This is a genomic window from Polaribacter butkevichii, assembly GCF_038024105.1.
GTDB classification, from domain to species: Bacteria; Bacteroidota; Bacteroidia; order Flavobacteriales; family Flavobacteriaceae; genus Polaribacter; species Polaribacter butkevichii.
Map to the genome: position 1 here is coordinate 841,279 of NZ_CP150661.1, position 14,411 is coordinate 855,689.

The window sequence follows — 14,411 nt, forward strand, 5'->3', positions numbered from 1 at the left end:
AAAATTACATTTCTTTGACCAAAGTAAAAATGTATCTTTGTTAAAATTATTTAAATAAAAATCAGTCAATGGCTGTTCAGAAAAATATAAACATAAAGAACAAAAAAGCACGTTTCGAATTTGAAATTCTAGACAAATACGTGGCTGGAATTCAGTTAACAGGAACGGAAATTAAATCGATTCGTTTAAGTCAGGCTAGAATTACAGAGAGTTTTTGTGAATTTAATGAAGGCGGAGAATTGTTTATTGTTAATATGTACATTCAAGAATACATGTTTGGGCATCACTTTAACCACAAACCTAAAAGTGAGCGTAGATTGTTAATGAATAAACGCGAATTACGTTCTTTAAGAAAAGACGTTGAAGCCAAAGGAAATACCATTGTGCCTTTACGCTTGTTTATTAATGATAGAGGTTTTGCAAAGTTAGAAATTGCCTTAGCAAAAGGGAAACAAACACATGACAAACGAGAGGTTTTAAAAGATAGAGACAACAAACGAGATTTAGCACGTATTAAAAAGAGCTTTAACGGATAATGGATTTTTTAAGGCTAATTCGTTATAAAAACCTCTTTATGGTTTTATTAACAATGGTTTTAACCAAGTACGCGTTAATAGATTCTATTTTTTTTAGCAACATTAGTTTTAAAAACTACACGTTAATTCACACGACTTATACAGGTATAACTTTAACCCATTATCAATTTACATTACTAACTCTTAGCGTTCTATTAATTACGGCTGGTGGTTATATTATTAATGATATTTTTGATATTGATACCGATAAAATAAACAAACCAACAAAGGTTATTATAGGCAAATCTATTTCTATAAAAAAAGCTTGGTTTCTTTATGCTTTAACTAGTATTTTAGGATTATTTTTAAGCATATATGTATCTATAACTACAGAAAACACAGAATACATTTTTATCTTTTTAGGAACCATTTTAGTGTTATTTTTATATTCTAAGTATTTAAAAAAAACACTACTATTTGGTAATTTAGTAGTTTCTACTCTTTTAGGGTTGGTTATTTTTATAACCGTCTTATTTAATGAACCCAATGCTCATAGCAGTAATCTTTTAGAAGTAATTAGTAACCTTAGTACCAGTTTTCATTTATTAGCGACAGCTATTATCTATATTATATTTTCTATTCTAACCAATTTTATTAGAGAAATTATAAAGGATATAGAAGATGTAAATGGTGATTTAAAAATAAAAGCAAAAACTTTACCCATTTTAATTGGAAGAAAAAGAGCTTCTAAAGTCGCTTTTTTCTTTAGTGCTATTCTATTAGTATTTCTATTGATTGTACTTCAGTCTTTAAAAGAAGACTATTTACTTTTAGGTTACGGAATTGTGTTTATTCTACTTCCATTCCTTTATTTTATGTATAAATTATGGATTTCGGAAACGAAGAAAGACTTTTCTAAACTAAGTAGTTTGATGAAAATAGTAATGCTTTTTGGTATATTATCGATGGTATTGTTTAAACTAAAATAATAAAAACAGATTGCTGCCTTTGCAGTAATAACGAAAGAAACAAATGTTAAGAGAAAAATTAAAACAATACAACGTAATACTCGCTTCTAAATCTCCAAGAAGACAACAATTTTTTAAAGATTTAGACATCGATTTTACAATTCAACTTAAAGAGATTGAAGAAATTTATCCGCCTGAATTAAAAGGAACCGAGATAACCGATTTTTTAGCCGACTTAAAATCTCAAGCATTTAGTAATTTATCAGAAAACGATTTATTAATTACTTCTGATACCATTGTTTGGTTAGAAGAAAAAGCATTAGGAAAACCAAAAGACGAAACTGATGCTTTTAATATGTTAAGAGCTTTATCTGGCAAAAAACATGAAGTTATTACATCGATAAGCATAAAAAGTAAGTTCTTTCAGAAAATTATAAATGATGTAACTACGGTTTCTTTTAAAGAGCTTTCTGATGATGAAATTAATTATTACATTAAGAATTATAAACCTTTTGATAAAGCAGGTGCATACGGAATTCAAGAATGGATTGGTTTTATAGCTATTGATAATTTAGAAGGCAGTTATTTTAATGTAGTAGGTTTACCAGTTCATAAACTTTATAAAGAATTGATGAATTTATAAAACAAAAAACTGTTTGCAACCTATTAATCAAATAATTACGAAATAAAAGCCAAAAAAGGTAACATACTATACAAACTCATTAAAGCTATTGTTTTTTAAGGCTTAGATACCAACTAATTTTGCACCCGCAAAATAAAAACAATAATGATCAGAAGTAATCAAAAAACAAACGCAGAAAACAAAGTTGGAACTCCAGCAAAAAATTATAGCCAAACAAGTTCTATCGTTTGGAATTTAAAAAGACGTTACAGATAAATAAAGTCTATCAATTTAATATTAATAAGCTTCTTTTATATAAAGGAGCTTATTTTTTTATCCTGATTTAACAGCAAAACACTTTTTAGAAGATCTTAAGATTCGTTTTTTAACCGTTTAGTGATTCTTTGTAAGACTTCATCGTTTAATTTTAATAAGTCTTACTTCTTAATAAACTTTTCTCTTCTCTAAAGTAAAATAAAAGTTTATTTTTACGCAAATTTTACAACACAATACAACAATTATATAATGAAAAAATACACGTACACAGAAAAGAAGGACACTCGTTCAGGTTTTGGAGATGGTTTAACAGAATTAGGAAGAACAAACCCAAACGTAGTTGCCTTATGTGCAGATTTAATTGGTTCTTTAAAAATGGATCAATTTATTGAAGAAAATCCTGAGAGATTTTTCCAAATTGGTATTGCAGAAGCAAACATGATTGGTATTGCTGCTGGTTTAACAATTGGAGGTAAAATACCTTTTACAGGAACATTTGCTAACTTTTCTACAGGTAGAGTGTACGACCAAATTCGTCAATCTGTTGCATATTCTGGTAAAAACGTAAAAATTTGTGCATCTCACGCTGGAGTTACTTTAGGAGAAGATGGAGCAACACACCAAATATTAGAAGATATTGGTTTAATGAAAATGTTACCAGGAATGACCGTTATTAATACGTGTGATTACAACCAAACAAAAGCAGCAACGATTGCAATTGCAGATTTTGATGGACCTGTATACTTGCGTTTTGGTCGCCCGAAAGTACCTGTATTTATGCCAACTGATGAAAGATTTGAAATTGGAAAAGGAATTCAATTAACAGAAGGAACAGATGTAACAATTGTTGCAACAGGTCATTTAGTTTGGGAATCTTTACAAGCAGCAGAACAATTAGAAGCAGCAGGAATATCTGCAGAAGTAATTAATATTCATACAATTAAACCTTTAGACGAAGAAATTATTTTAAAGTCTGTTGCTAAAACAGGTTGTATTGTTACCGCAGAAGAACATAATAAATTAGGTGGTTTAGGTGAAAGTGTTGCAAGAACATTAGCTTTAAACACCCCTACTCCGCAAGAGTTTGTTGGTACAGATGATACTTTTGGAGAATCTGGAACACCAGAACAGTTAATGGCTAAATATGGTTTAGATGCTGCTGCTGTTGTTAAAGCTGTTAAAAAAGTAATTTCTAGAAAATAAATGCGTTTTAAGTTTAAAGCGTACTTGTATTAACTTTAAATAAAAAAAATGATGAAAAAAGTAATTTTAATGATGTTTTTGGCTTTTGGTTTTAACCAAGTGTCAAACGCTCAAGTAGATTTTGGTATTAAAGCTGGTGTAAACTACAATAATAGTGGAGACGACTCTGTTGAAAGTTTAGGAAATGATGTAATTGATGGAGCGAAAGCTAAATCTGGTTATCATGCAGGAATTTGGTTTCGTGGAGACATCCCTGTTTTAGGTTTGTATGTAAGACCAGAAATTGTTTATACACAAGTTAAGACAGAGTTTGAGCAAGCAGTCGGTTCAGATGATTATTCATTTAAGAAGTTAGATGTACCTGTTTTAGTAGGTAAAAAATTCTTAGGATTTGCAAATGTTTTTATTGGTCCTTCTTTTCAATACATTTTAGATGATGAAATTACTTTTCAAGATTTGACTTCTGATGAACTTGATAAGTTCTCTGTAGGACTTCAAATGGGAGCTGGAGTAGAGTTTGGTAATATAGGTATAGATGTACGTTGGGAAAGAGGTTTATCTGGAAACGAAGCTAAGTTTGCTGATAAATTTACCGTAGATAACAGAACGAATCAAATAATATTTGGACTTTCTTTAAAGTTATAAGTACACAAATTATTTAATATTAAAAAAGCTCTTGAAAATTTCAAGAGCTTTTTTTTGTATTAAAATACACCTTCTTAGAATATAATAGACTTATTTAAGAGTTTATTAGAAATAACAAAACAACTATTTAAAAACAATTCACCTTACCAGACCAATTAAAAAATATATTGTAAATACAACAATAGCGTAACACAAAACCTCTCTTAGAAAAATTTTTTTCTTAATCAATCTAAAATATCAAACCATAAAAAAACCAGTGAAAATAAATTCACTGGCTTAATTTTATAATTATTAACCTATTTTTATTGAGTAATTTATAAAAAATTATGTTTACACATAACTAGTATACAGCATTTATAATTGCTTTGTCGTTTGTTGTCATGTAACTTCTGTTTGGAACGATTGTACCACCATCTTTCTTTTTCATAGTTCTCCAACCATTTGCTTTTGCTGTAGCAGTTTGCCAAAAATAAGACCCATACATCATTATAGAATTTACATCTACTACGTCGGAAATTTCCCAACCATTTGCATCTGATAATTTTACATAATTAAACTCTTTGTTATCATCAATATTATTATATAAAACAGTTAAATAAGCATCTCTGTTCCAATGATTTTGTTCATGAACAATACCAGCTGCATGTAAAAATTCATGGATAGTAGAACCTTCTGAACAATTTGAAGCGATATTCATAGATTGACCTGGAGATTTTTTATTTCTATAACCAATTTGAGCAGAACATCCACTATCGTTACTGTAGTTAACCCATACATATCCTGCAGTATCTGTACTTACCCACTTTCTTACAGTAAGATCTGTGTTATTTGTAATGTATTGCGCAGCATTATCTACTTTATTTTTAGTAGCTTGAGGCATACTAGCAGAGTACTTATAAAGTAAAGTGCTATTTGGCCATTTACCACCACGTCTATCCCATACACCTTGTCCTTTTGCATTAATATTAGATTGTGCAAAATCTTCATCGGTAAAAAGCATATCTCCTAAGGCGTAATTTCCATCGCCTAAAGCAATCATTTCAACTTTAGTTCCATACAATAATTTAGATTCTTTTGGCAAATTTTCATCATATGTAACTTGTTCGGCTGCTAATGTTAATTTTAATTCATTAGTCATTGATTCACTTAGGTTTTCTGTTTCAATTCCTGCTTCTGACTGGCAAGAAGCCAAAATTAGCACAGTTAAAAAAATTGATAAATTCTTAAGAATTTTCATGATTTAGTTGTTTTTAATTAATAGTTTGGTTAATTTCTGGTTAATAATTATGTAAACTTAAACATTTTAATAGAAATAATATATTTTAAGTTTTAAAAAAACAACTATCAAAACTAAAATTATTAAAAAACCAAAATTAATAGCATTAAATTTAAGTATCCTAATTATTAACATTTAAATTATTTGTTTTAAGAAAACACGTAAAAATTATCATCAATAACTCTTAAAAATTTTAAAGAACTTTTTAATGAATAAACATTGTACTTTTTCAGCAATTATACATTCTAATTTTTACTACTAATTAACAAAGAATATAGAAGTAAATATCATTTTTAAGAAAGCTTATTTGCCCTAGCTCTATCTTAATGCTATATATTAAAGTTTTAAAAAATAAATCTTTTAAAAGCCATCTTTATAACAAAAAAAAGACTCTTAATTTCTTAAGAGTCTTTTTTTATAAACCAGAATTTATTTTAGGTTTGTATAGTATCTAATTTTAGTGTTTTTTAAATACTTTATTTTATATCTGGATTTAGATAATCTGGTAAAGTTGGATTGTTAGTATCGCTAAAATCATTTGCAGGATTACCATCTTTATTTGCATCTTCATTGATTGTTAAAACACCATCTCCATCATCATCTGTATCAAAATAATTAGGAACTCCATCTAAATCGGTATCATCATCTCTAGGCTCTCCATTACCATCAGCATCTTCATTTATAGAAGCAACACCATCATTATCATGATCTGTTCCTTTTACAAAATCATACAAATCGATGTAAAAAAGTAAACATTCATTTGCAGCAATACTTCCGCTACCAATATTTGCATAGGCTAAACCAGAAGGAATAAATAAAATTCCTTTCCCTCCATTTTCATAGGTAATAGGACCATTATCTGTGATATTATCCCCTCCTTTAAAATTGGTAAAACCATGAGACCAACCTCTAATTACTGCATTTAATGTTAGCCAAATACCATCATTACTATCAAAAGAATCACTAATACTCTCTGTATCCACAATTCTTTGCCCATCATAGTTTACAAAAACAGAATCCATTACCGTTGGGTTACCTTTATCTATTGTTGGGCTACCTACTGTATTTACATAATAATATAATGTGTAATCAATTTCGTTTTCGGTAATGCTCATAGATTTTAACTTAGCATCATCATAAAGGGCAGTTTCTCCATCAACCAAAGTTGTAACAGTTTTTGTAGAAGCATCAAAATAATGTTTTTTTAGAAATTGAACTAAAGTATCATTATCTATTAAAGCCTGAGCTTCATGATCAAAGTTATCTACCTCTGTAGAACTACTACTTCCACAAGAATATAGCAGAATTGAAATAATTGCAAAAGCAAAAATATTTTTTATTTTATTCATTTAATCTTTAAATTTGAGCACGCAATTTACCAATTTTATACCTTTGTAAAAAGACAAACATTATATTTTAACTATTTTTATGAGAATTGATAAATATTTGTGGTGTATTAGAGTTTTTAAAACAAGAAGTTTGGCAACAACAGCTTGTAAAAAAGGACAAATTAAGATAGCCAACAGTAGCGTAAAACCATCTAAAGAAATTTTTGGTGATGAGTTGATTTTAGTTAGAAAAAATCAAATCAATTATCAAATAAAAGTTTTAGATTTACCCGTAAGTAGAGTTGGTGCAAAATTAGTAGATCTTTATAGAAAAGATATTACCCCAAAAGAAGAGTTTGAAAAAACAGATCTTTTAAAATTTGCAAAAGATTATTATAGAAAAAAAGGAACTGGTAGACCTACAAAAAAAGACAGAAGAGATATTGATAATTACCAAGACGATACAACAGAAGAAATATGACAACATCAGGTAGCATTATATTAAATAAACTGCAAATTTCTCAAAAAATTAGAAGAATTGCATATCAGATATACGAAACAAATAGTTCTGAAAAAGAAGTAATACTAGCAGGTATTGTTGGTAATGGATATATTTTTGCTGAAAAATTAGTAGAAGTTTTACAAGAAATATCTCCTTTAAAAGTAACTATTTGTAAAGTAAATATTGATAAAAAACATCCTTTAAAACCTGTTTCTACTTCTTTAGACGTGACAGACTACAAAAATAAGTCTTTAATTTTAGTTGATGATGTTTTAAGTTCTGGAACTACTTTAATATACGGAATTAAGCATTTTTTAGATGTTCCGTTAAAAAGATTTAAAACAGCTGTTTTAGTAAATAGAAATCATAAAAAATACCCTGTAAAGGCAGACTTTAAGGGCATTTCTTTATCTACTTCTATAAAAGAACACATACAAGTTGAGTTTTCTACAAAAGAAACTGAAGCTGTAGCATATTTAGTTTAGTAATTGCTCTAATTCTTCTGCTACTTCTTTTTTAGTTTTGTGATCTATTTTTAGGGTTGTTTTTGCTTGCTCGTAATAAGGGCGTCTTTCAAAAAGATGTTTTGCAACAAATTCTGGTATTTTATCATCACTTAAAGAAGCAATTAGAGGTCGTTTACTTTTCTTTCTAATAAGGCGTTCAATCATGGTTGCAGTGCTACCTTCTAAATAGATCGATAAAGTATCTGCTTTGTTAACTTCTTCCATATTATTAGCGTAACAAGGCGTTCCGCCACCTAAAGCAAGGATAAAATTTTCATCTTTAGCTAAAATTTCTTTCAAATAGGTGTTTTCTATCAACCTAAAGTACACCTCTCCTTTGGTTTCAAATATTTTAGAAATCGACATTTTTTCTTTCTCAATAATATAATCATCCAAGTCTAAAAACTTCATAGACAACTTTTTAGAAAGTCGTTTACCAATACTTGATTTTCCCGAAGCCATATACCCTAATAACACTATTTTCATTGATTTTTATTTTTATGCAAATATCTGTAATTTTTTTTCAATTTAATGCTAATAGTTCCAATGTTTGATTGTATATTTGCAACCGGTTTACAAAATAGACCTGGTAGCTCAGTTGGTAGAGCATCTCCCTTTTAAGGAGAGGGTCCTGGGTTCGAGCCCCAGCCCGGTCACAAAAAAAATGTTAAGCAATATGCTTAACATTTTTGCTTTACACAAATGCGCACGTGGCGAAATTGGTAGACGCGCAGCCTTGAGGGGGCTGTGTTCGCAAGAACGTGGAAGTTCGAATCTTCTCGTGCGCACTTTTACACTTCTTCTAAACCTTTGCCTTTTTTAATTACACTAAACACTATCTTATTTTATAACAAGCAGATAAGTTTACCGCTATAATTTCATCACCAGTAAAAAAACAGTATGTTTTTACAATAAAATTAACCTTTTTAAGCGCTTTTATTACTATTATTGCAATATGCAAAGACTATTATATATTTTGTGCTTATTCGCATCGCTAAGTACATTCTCTCAAAACGACACCCTACGTGTTAAAACCTTAAAAGGGCAAATTATTCACGCAAAAACTAAAAAAGTTTTAAGCGCTGCACATATATTAAATTTAAACAGCGTACAAGGTACAATTACCAATGATAGAGGTTTTTTTGAAATACCAACAAAAGCTAATGACACTATTTTGGTTTCTTATTTAGGTTTTGCATCTATCAAATTAAAAATTACAAACGATTTACTAAAAGGTAACGAGTTACTAATTGCTTTATATGAAAAACCAGAAGAAATTAGAGAAGTTGTTATAAAATCTACCCAATTAATTGGTGTTTTAGAAATAGATGTAAAACAAGTGCCTAAAGATCGATTTACAAGAATTAAAATCAATGGACTACCACAAACTTATGAAGTTGGGAAACCTAAAGGAAATGACTTCTCATCACCTATTGCTGCCTTATTTCAGCCAGTTGATTTCTTATACAATCTGTTTGGTAAAAAACCAAAACAATTAAAAAAATTACAAAAACTAAAAGACGAAGACAATTTACGTAAAATGCTATCTGGTAAGTTTGACAGAGAGGTTATGATGGAATACCTACAAATGGATAGACAAGAGCTTACTGAGTTATTAACCGACTGTAACTACTCTGAATACTTTATTAAAAAGGCTTCTGATTTACAAATGATTGAAGCCGTACTAGATTGCTACGAAAACTACAAAGCACTTAAAAAAGGAAAGATTGAGCGTGATAAAATTCCTGTAAAGAATTAATTCGTTTAACTAGAATTATAAATATTTAAAAGCCTTGAGGTAAATTCACTCAAGGCTTTTTTTATACCTATTGAAAAAGGCCAAAAACACAAATGTCTCTGACCTTAATCAACTATTAAAAACTAACCTAACTATAACTAAAAATACCTTGTACTTCTTTAAAATGATACTTTACCCTTTGTAGTAAAGGTATTTTATCTTTATTTCAATAAAATACACTTGTATAAAACTTTATTTTTATGCTTACCTCTCATCATCAAATACATCTATAAGACAAAGGAGAAACAAATTAGTTACATCTTAAAATTGAGTTTAACAAAACTTTAAGAGTTAAACTAGAAGCATAAAAAAAATCCAGCAAAAGCTGGATTTTTAATTCGTATTCGGTTTGTAAAGAAATTACATTCAACTCCTTTAAAATATTATTTAAAACAGAAATCAATAATTATTGATTCCCTAAAATAATTGGCATTCCAGATTTTCCAGAACCAATAACAATTACTTTACTATTTGCAGATTTTGACAACTCTACAGTAGCCTGAATTCCTTTTTCTTGTAAAATTTTATCAGTTAAAGAAGCACTTAAAATTTTATTTGCCACTGCTTTTCCTTCTGCATCAATTTTTTGTCTTTTAGCTTCTTTCTCTGCTTTTGCAATTCTAAACTCGTATTCTAAAGACTCTTGTTCTTGTTTTAGCTTTGTTTCAATAGCAGTTCTAATAGTTGTTGGTAATTTTACATCTTCTACCAAAACTCTTGTTACTAATAAATATTGATCTTTTAAAACAATTTTAATTTCATCTAAAATTTCTTGCTCAATTACATCTCTTTTACTAGAATATAATTGCTCTGGTGTGTATCTACCCACAACACTTCTTGCTGCTGCATTAATTGCAGGATCTAACAACTCACGCTCATAATCTTCTCCTTTAGTTTTAATTAATTTACCTAAATTAGAAAATTCTGGTTCGTACCAAATAGTTCCGTTTACTTTAACCTCTAATCCGTTTACAGAAAGTACATTCATTTCATCAGAAATAGATTGCTGACGTACTTTTCTTACAATCATTCTATTCCAAGGAGCTACAATATGAAATCCTTCACTATATGTTTTTTCTGTATTTATACCGTCTCCTAAAGCCTCAAAAATAACACCTCCTTCTCCAGGACCAATGGTTATTGTAGATTTAGAAAATACAATTATTGCTATTACTGCTAATATGATAAAAAAAACGCCTCCCTTAGGAAACTTAATATCAACTTGATTACTTGCCATTTATTTTTATTTTTAAATTCTTTCAAATTTACAATATAACTTCATCAAAAACAATGTATATCAATACAATCTTCCTTAGAGGTTTTTGGAAATAGTCTTACAAATTTTACTAAAATTAAAATAAAAAAACAACTATTCTAATCGATCTTTTACATATTCAATTTCTGTTTTTCCATGTTTTTTAGGATGCCCGTTTTCATCCAAAGAAACCATCACTATTTTTTCTACTTCAATAATTGTTTTTCGTGTTAACTTATTTCTAACACTACAAGTTAATGTAATTGAGGTATTTCCAAATTTTATAACATCAATACCTATTTCAATAATATCTCCTTGTCTTGCAGAACTTACAAAATCTATTTCAGACATATATTTTGTAACTGTTCTTGTATTTTCTAATTGTATAATAGCATAAATTGCAACTTCTTCATCAATAAACTGCAATAATCTACCACCAAATAAAGTTCCATTTGGGTTTAAATCTTCTGGTTTTACCCATTTTCTTGTGTGAAATCTCATATAAAATTTTGTTTTTAAATTTTTCCGTAATATTTTCTAACAAACCACTCTACTGTAAACAAGGTAATTACAGTAAATAAAACCCATTTCCAATCAATTAAACTTTGCTCTCTTATAATTGATTTTTGAGTAGTGTAAAACGATTTATCAGCTAAAATTTCTTTTTTTAATTTGTCTACTTCATCTTTAAAATACAGCTTCCCTCCTGTTTTTTCGGCTAATTTTAAGAGCTTAGTTGAATTTGCATTGGTAAATTGTTCTTCTATTTGATTTTCTGTTACCTTAAACTTACCATGTTTCTTTATTTGCTGCCCAATTACCGATACCGTATAACTATAATCTCCAGGACCTAAATTCTCTATTTCTGTTTGATAAGAATTGTTCATTAACGAAAAAGGTACTTTTATTACTTTTTTAGTACCCGTATTTGTAACTGAAATCTCTAAAGAAGCTCTTGCATCAAACTGATAGTTTTTATCCAAATAAAAGGCCGATATATCTATTACAGAAGCATCAGAATACAAGTTTTCTACAGCTACTTCTAGTCGGTTTCTCTTTTTGGTAGAGGCTAAATATTGCACTAAGTTCCCTATAAACGTATCAAAATCTTGAAAAGAATTAGAGTTTAAAAAACTAGCGGATCTCCACCTCCATAAACCTTCCCCAAATAAAATAGCAGACTTTTGATTATTGATTTCTAAAGTTGCCAACAAAGGTTGTTTGGTTTCTAATCCGTTAATATTTTGAAATAATAAGGTTTGATGTTCTCTAGAGATTGAAACCTCTCCGAATTGATCTTTAAGCGGCGAAAATTGATTGAAACCAATATCCTTTTGCAAAAAAGTTAAAAAAGAATTACTAAATAATGCACCATAATTTTCTGTTTGACGAAGGGCATTTTTAGAGATCCCTAATTGGTTTTTATTGATGAAATTCCAATCTGAATTTGCTCCCGAAATTAAAAAATAGTTACTATTACTCGTTTTAATATCATTTATAATTTTATTAAAGCTATTATTTGGTTGATACAATATAATTAACTGATAATCATTTATTTGATTTTTAAATTCATCAACTAAAAAAACAGACACAGAACGTTGTTTATTGCTTTCTATCGATTTTTTTAAAGCCCCTAAATCTGGATGCAGAACAGAAGTTAAAACCAACACTTTTGTTTGTTCGTTTATCACCTCTACAGAGAAACTTTTTGTATTATTTTTTGTGTTTTTCTCTCCTTCAATTTTACGAATAGAAGCTGTGTAATATTGCAGTCCTTCTTTAGTGGAGGTTAAATTTGTAGTGATGGTTTTAGAATTATTTGTTGCAGAAAATTGAACTTTTTTTGTAAAAATGGTTTTCCCTTTTTTAACTATCGAAAACTGAGAAGTAACGTTTTCCTTACCTTCATAATTTAACAATACCTCTACCGGAAACTTATTTTTGATGTAACTGTATTTATTAACATTTAACTGACTTATTTTTAAATCTTTGTACAAAACAGTATCCCCAAAAACCACTGGATATATTTTTTGCTTAGCATTGATAAATTCATAATCATTGCCTACTGTTTGGTTTCCGTCTGACAACACTACAATTGGCGCAATTTTACCCTCATACAATTGATTTACTGTACTTATTGCTTTATATACATTGGTATTACCGTCTAAAAAAGAAAGACTATCTAAAAGGGTTATTTTGTTCCCAAAAGAAAAAGCCTCTACATTAAACTTCTCCACTATACTTTTATCCTTTTGCAGTGCCTCTAAAAATTCTTGTATGCTTTTATCTTCCTTAAAAAAAGAAATAGATTTAGAATCATCAACCAAAACAGCCAAAACAGGTTTTGTGTTTTCATTTTCTACATTCTTAATTGCCGGGTTTATCAACAACAATAGCAACAAAAAAAGACTTACTGTTTTTAAAACAAACAGCAACACATCTATTTTTGCTTTCTTTTTTTGCTTAAAAAAATACTGAAAATAAGCCACAAAAAGACTCAATAACAAGGCTAGAATACAGTAAATAACAGTTATAGTTTGCAATGATTTTTTATTTTATGGTGAAAGATATAAATAAGTATTGAAATACAAATACTAATTTTTTAGAGTCTTTCTATGAATTATTCATTTTAGATTTATACCAAATATTTAAAATTAAGCCACCAATAATTAAAGCAATTCCTAAGAAACTATACAAGGTATAGACTTCTCCAAATAAAAAGACCCCAAAAGTTGCTGTGTAAATAACTTCGAAATACTTAACAGGCGCCACAATATTAGTAGAAGCGGTCTGAAATGCTTTGGTCATAAATACCTGCCCCACATAACCAAAAACACCTAAAAACACCAAAAAGAGCCACTCTATTCCTTTAGGAGTTACCCAATTATTTATAGAAAGCACACCACCCAAAACAGTACCAAACATCATAAAATAATTTACAATAACAATGGGATGCTCAGTTTTTCCTATTTTGTTGATAATAACAAACACAAGACCGCTTAAAACAGAGGCAAGCAAAACCAAAATTAACCCTGTTGTATTTAAATGATGATCAAACCCTTTAAGAATAAAAACACCTATAAGTGAAATAACAAAAAAGCTCCATTGAATTGGTTTTATTTTTTCTTTTAATAAAAATACCGCAAAAATTGCAGAAAAAATTGGCGCAATATATCGTATTGATACCGCGGTGCCAATAGATAAATATTTTACAGACATAAAAAAAAATGTCATAGAGGAGGTACCTGCTAAAGCTCTTAAGATTAATAATTTATTATTTTTACCAATCATGGGTATTTTATTTTTCAATAAAAAACTAAGAGTAAAAAATAACGATCCTAAAGACCTAAAAAATACAATTTCGAAAGTTGGAACACTTTTTAAATATTTTACAGTAGTATTCATACAAGCAAAAGCTAGTGTACTTATTAACATGTATTTAATCGCTTTTTTTACATTCAAAATTAAGAGCTATTTATTTATAACGATACCAAAAACATTACGCAAATACTTAAAA

The 14,411-nt window shown here is 28.8% G+C and carries 15 protein-coding genes and 2 tRNA genes; 10 read left to right on the forward strand and 7 right to left on the reverse strand.

All coding sequences use genetic code 11. From position 1 onward, the window contains the following. Nucleotides 1–68: 68 nt before the first annotated feature. The 5 genes from smpB to WG951_RS03250 all read left to right on the forward strand — a co-directional run bounded on the left by smpB (nt 69) and on the right by WG951_RS03250 (nt 4,229). Nucleotides 69–536, forward strand: coding sequence for an SsrA-binding protein SmpB (gene smpB / locus WG951_RS03230; protein ID WP_105048769.1), 468 nt, complete (start codon nt 69–71; stop codon nt 534–536). Nucleotides 537–574: 38 nt separating this feature from the next. Continuing rightward, nucleotides 575–1,504: a geranylgeranylglycerol-phosphate geranylgeranyltransferase gene (locus tag WG951_RS03235; protein WP_170062890.1), complete on the forward strand. Its 930-nt coding sequence runs from the start codon at nt 575–577 to the stop codon at nt 1,502–1,504. A 43-nt stretch (nt 1,505–1,547) separates the two neighbouring features. Continuing rightward, nucleotides 1,548–2,126 (forward strand): Maf-like protein, encoded by a 579-nt coding sequence (locus tag WG951_RS03240; RefSeq protein WP_105048771.1) that lies wholly within the window; start codon nt 1,548–1,550, stop codon nt 2,124–2,126. Between the two features lie 504 nt (nt 2,127–2,630). After that, nucleotides 2,631–3,584 (forward strand): transketolase family protein, encoded by a 954-nt coding sequence (locus WG951_RS03245; RefSeq protein ID WP_105048772.1) that lies wholly within the window; start codon nt 2,631–2,633, stop codon nt 3,582–3,584. Nucleotides 3,585–3,635: 51 nt separating this feature from the next. Continuing rightward, nucleotides 3,636–4,229: an outer membrane beta-barrel protein gene (locus WG951_RS03250; protein WP_105048773.1), complete on the forward strand. Its 594-nt coding sequence runs from the start codon at nt 3,636–3,638 to the stop codon at nt 4,227–4,229. Nucleotides 4,230–4,569: 340 nt separating this feature from the next. Here the strand turns inward: WG951_RS03250 and WG951_RS03255 are convergent, their stop codons facing one another. Further along, on the reverse strand, nt 4,570–5,466 hold the full coding sequence (locus WG951_RS03255) for a M12 family metallopeptidase (protein WP_105048774.1): 897 nt from the start codon (nt 5,464–5,466) through the stop codon (nt 4,570–4,572). Between the two features lie 515 nt (nt 5,467–5,981). Next, complete coding sequence (locus WG951_RS03260) at nt 5,982–6,854, reverse strand: FKBP-type peptidyl-prolyl cis-trans isomerase (RefSeq protein WP_105048775.1); 873 nt, start codon at nt 6,852–6,854, stop codon at nt 5,982–5,984. A gap of 79 nt (nt 6,855–6,933) precedes the next feature. Here WG951_RS03260 and WG951_RS03265 point away from each other — a divergent pair, with 79 nt between their 5' ends. Both WG951_RS03265 and WG951_RS03270 read left to right on the forward strand, forming a co-directional pair. After that, nucleotides 6,934–7,314 carry an RNA-binding S4 domain-containing protein gene (locus tag WG951_RS03265; RefSeq protein ID WP_105048776.1) on the forward strand — a complete coding sequence of 127 codons (381 nt, stop codon included), beginning with the start codon at nt 6,934–6,936 and terminating at the stop codon, nt 7,312–7,314. Continuing rightward, entirely contained in the window at nt 7,311–7,820 is a 510-nt protein-coding gene (locus WG951_RS03270) for a phosphoribosyltransferase family protein (protein ID WP_105048777.1), read from the forward strand. The genes WG951_RS03265 and WG951_RS03270 overlap by 4 nt, the downstream gene beginning before the upstream one ends. Here WG951_RS03270 and WG951_RS03275 read toward each other — a convergent pair. Then, nucleotides 7,812–8,327, reverse strand: a complete 516-nt coding sequence (locus WG951_RS03275) for a shikimate kinase (protein WP_105048778.1) — start codon at nt 8,325–8,327, stop codon at nt 7,812–7,814. The two genes, WG951_RS03270 and WG951_RS03275, sit on opposite strands and share 9 nt — an antisense overlap. Nucleotides 8,328–8,424: 97 nt before the next feature. Between WG951_RS03275 and WG951_RS03280 the strand changes: the two genes are divergently transcribed. The 3 genes from WG951_RS03280 to WG951_RS03290 all read left to right on the forward strand — a co-directional run bounded on the left by WG951_RS03280 (nt 8,425) and on the right by WG951_RS03290 (nt 9,600). Next, nucleotides 8,425–8,497, forward strand: a tRNA-Lys gene (locus WG951_RS03280). A 48-nt stretch (nt 8,498–8,545) separates the two neighbouring features. Next, a tRNA-Leu gene (locus WG951_RS03285) sits at nt 8,546–8,629 on the forward strand. 167 nt (nt 8,630–8,796) lie between these two features. Beyond that, nucleotides 8,797–9,600: a carboxypeptidase-like regulatory domain-containing protein gene (locus WG951_RS03290; RefSeq protein WP_105048779.1), complete on the forward strand. Its 804-nt coding sequence runs from the start codon at nt 8,797–8,799 to the stop codon at nt 9,598–9,600. Between the two features lie 445 nt (nt 9,601–10,045). Here the strand turns inward: WG951_RS03290 and WG951_RS03295 are convergent, their stop codons facing one another. The 4 genes from WG951_RS03295 to WG951_RS03310 all read right to left on the reverse strand — a co-directional run bounded on the left by WG951_RS03295 (nt 10,046) and on the right by WG951_RS03310 (nt 14,356). Beyond that, the gene (locus tag WG951_RS03295) at nt 10,046–10,876 is read right to left on the reverse strand and encodes a prohibitin family protein (RefSeq protein WP_105048780.1); all 831 of its coding nucleotides are present in this window, start codon (nt 10,874–10,876) and stop codon (nt 10,046–10,048) included. A gap of 132 nt (nt 10,877–11,008) precedes the next feature. Further along, the gene (locus WG951_RS03300) at nt 11,009–11,395 is read right to left on the reverse strand and encodes an acyl-CoA thioesterase (protein ID WP_105048781.1); all 387 of its coding nucleotides are present in this window, start codon (nt 11,393–11,395) and stop codon (nt 11,009–11,011) included. 14 nt (nt 11,396–11,409) lie between these two features. Continuing rightward, nucleotides 11,410–13,437 carry a VWA domain-containing protein gene (locus WG951_RS03305; RefSeq protein WP_245893499.1) on the reverse strand — a complete coding sequence of 676 codons (2,028 nt, stop codon included), beginning with the start codon at nt 13,435–13,437 and terminating at the stop codon, nt 11,410–11,412. Nucleotides 13,438–13,507: 70 nt separating this feature from the next. Next, nucleotides 13,508–14,356 (reverse strand): DMT family transporter, encoded by an 849-nt coding sequence (locus WG951_RS03310; RefSeq protein WP_262510176.1) that lies wholly within the window; start codon nt 14,354–14,356, stop codon nt 13,508–13,510. Nucleotides 14,357–14,411: the final 55 nt, after the last annotated feature.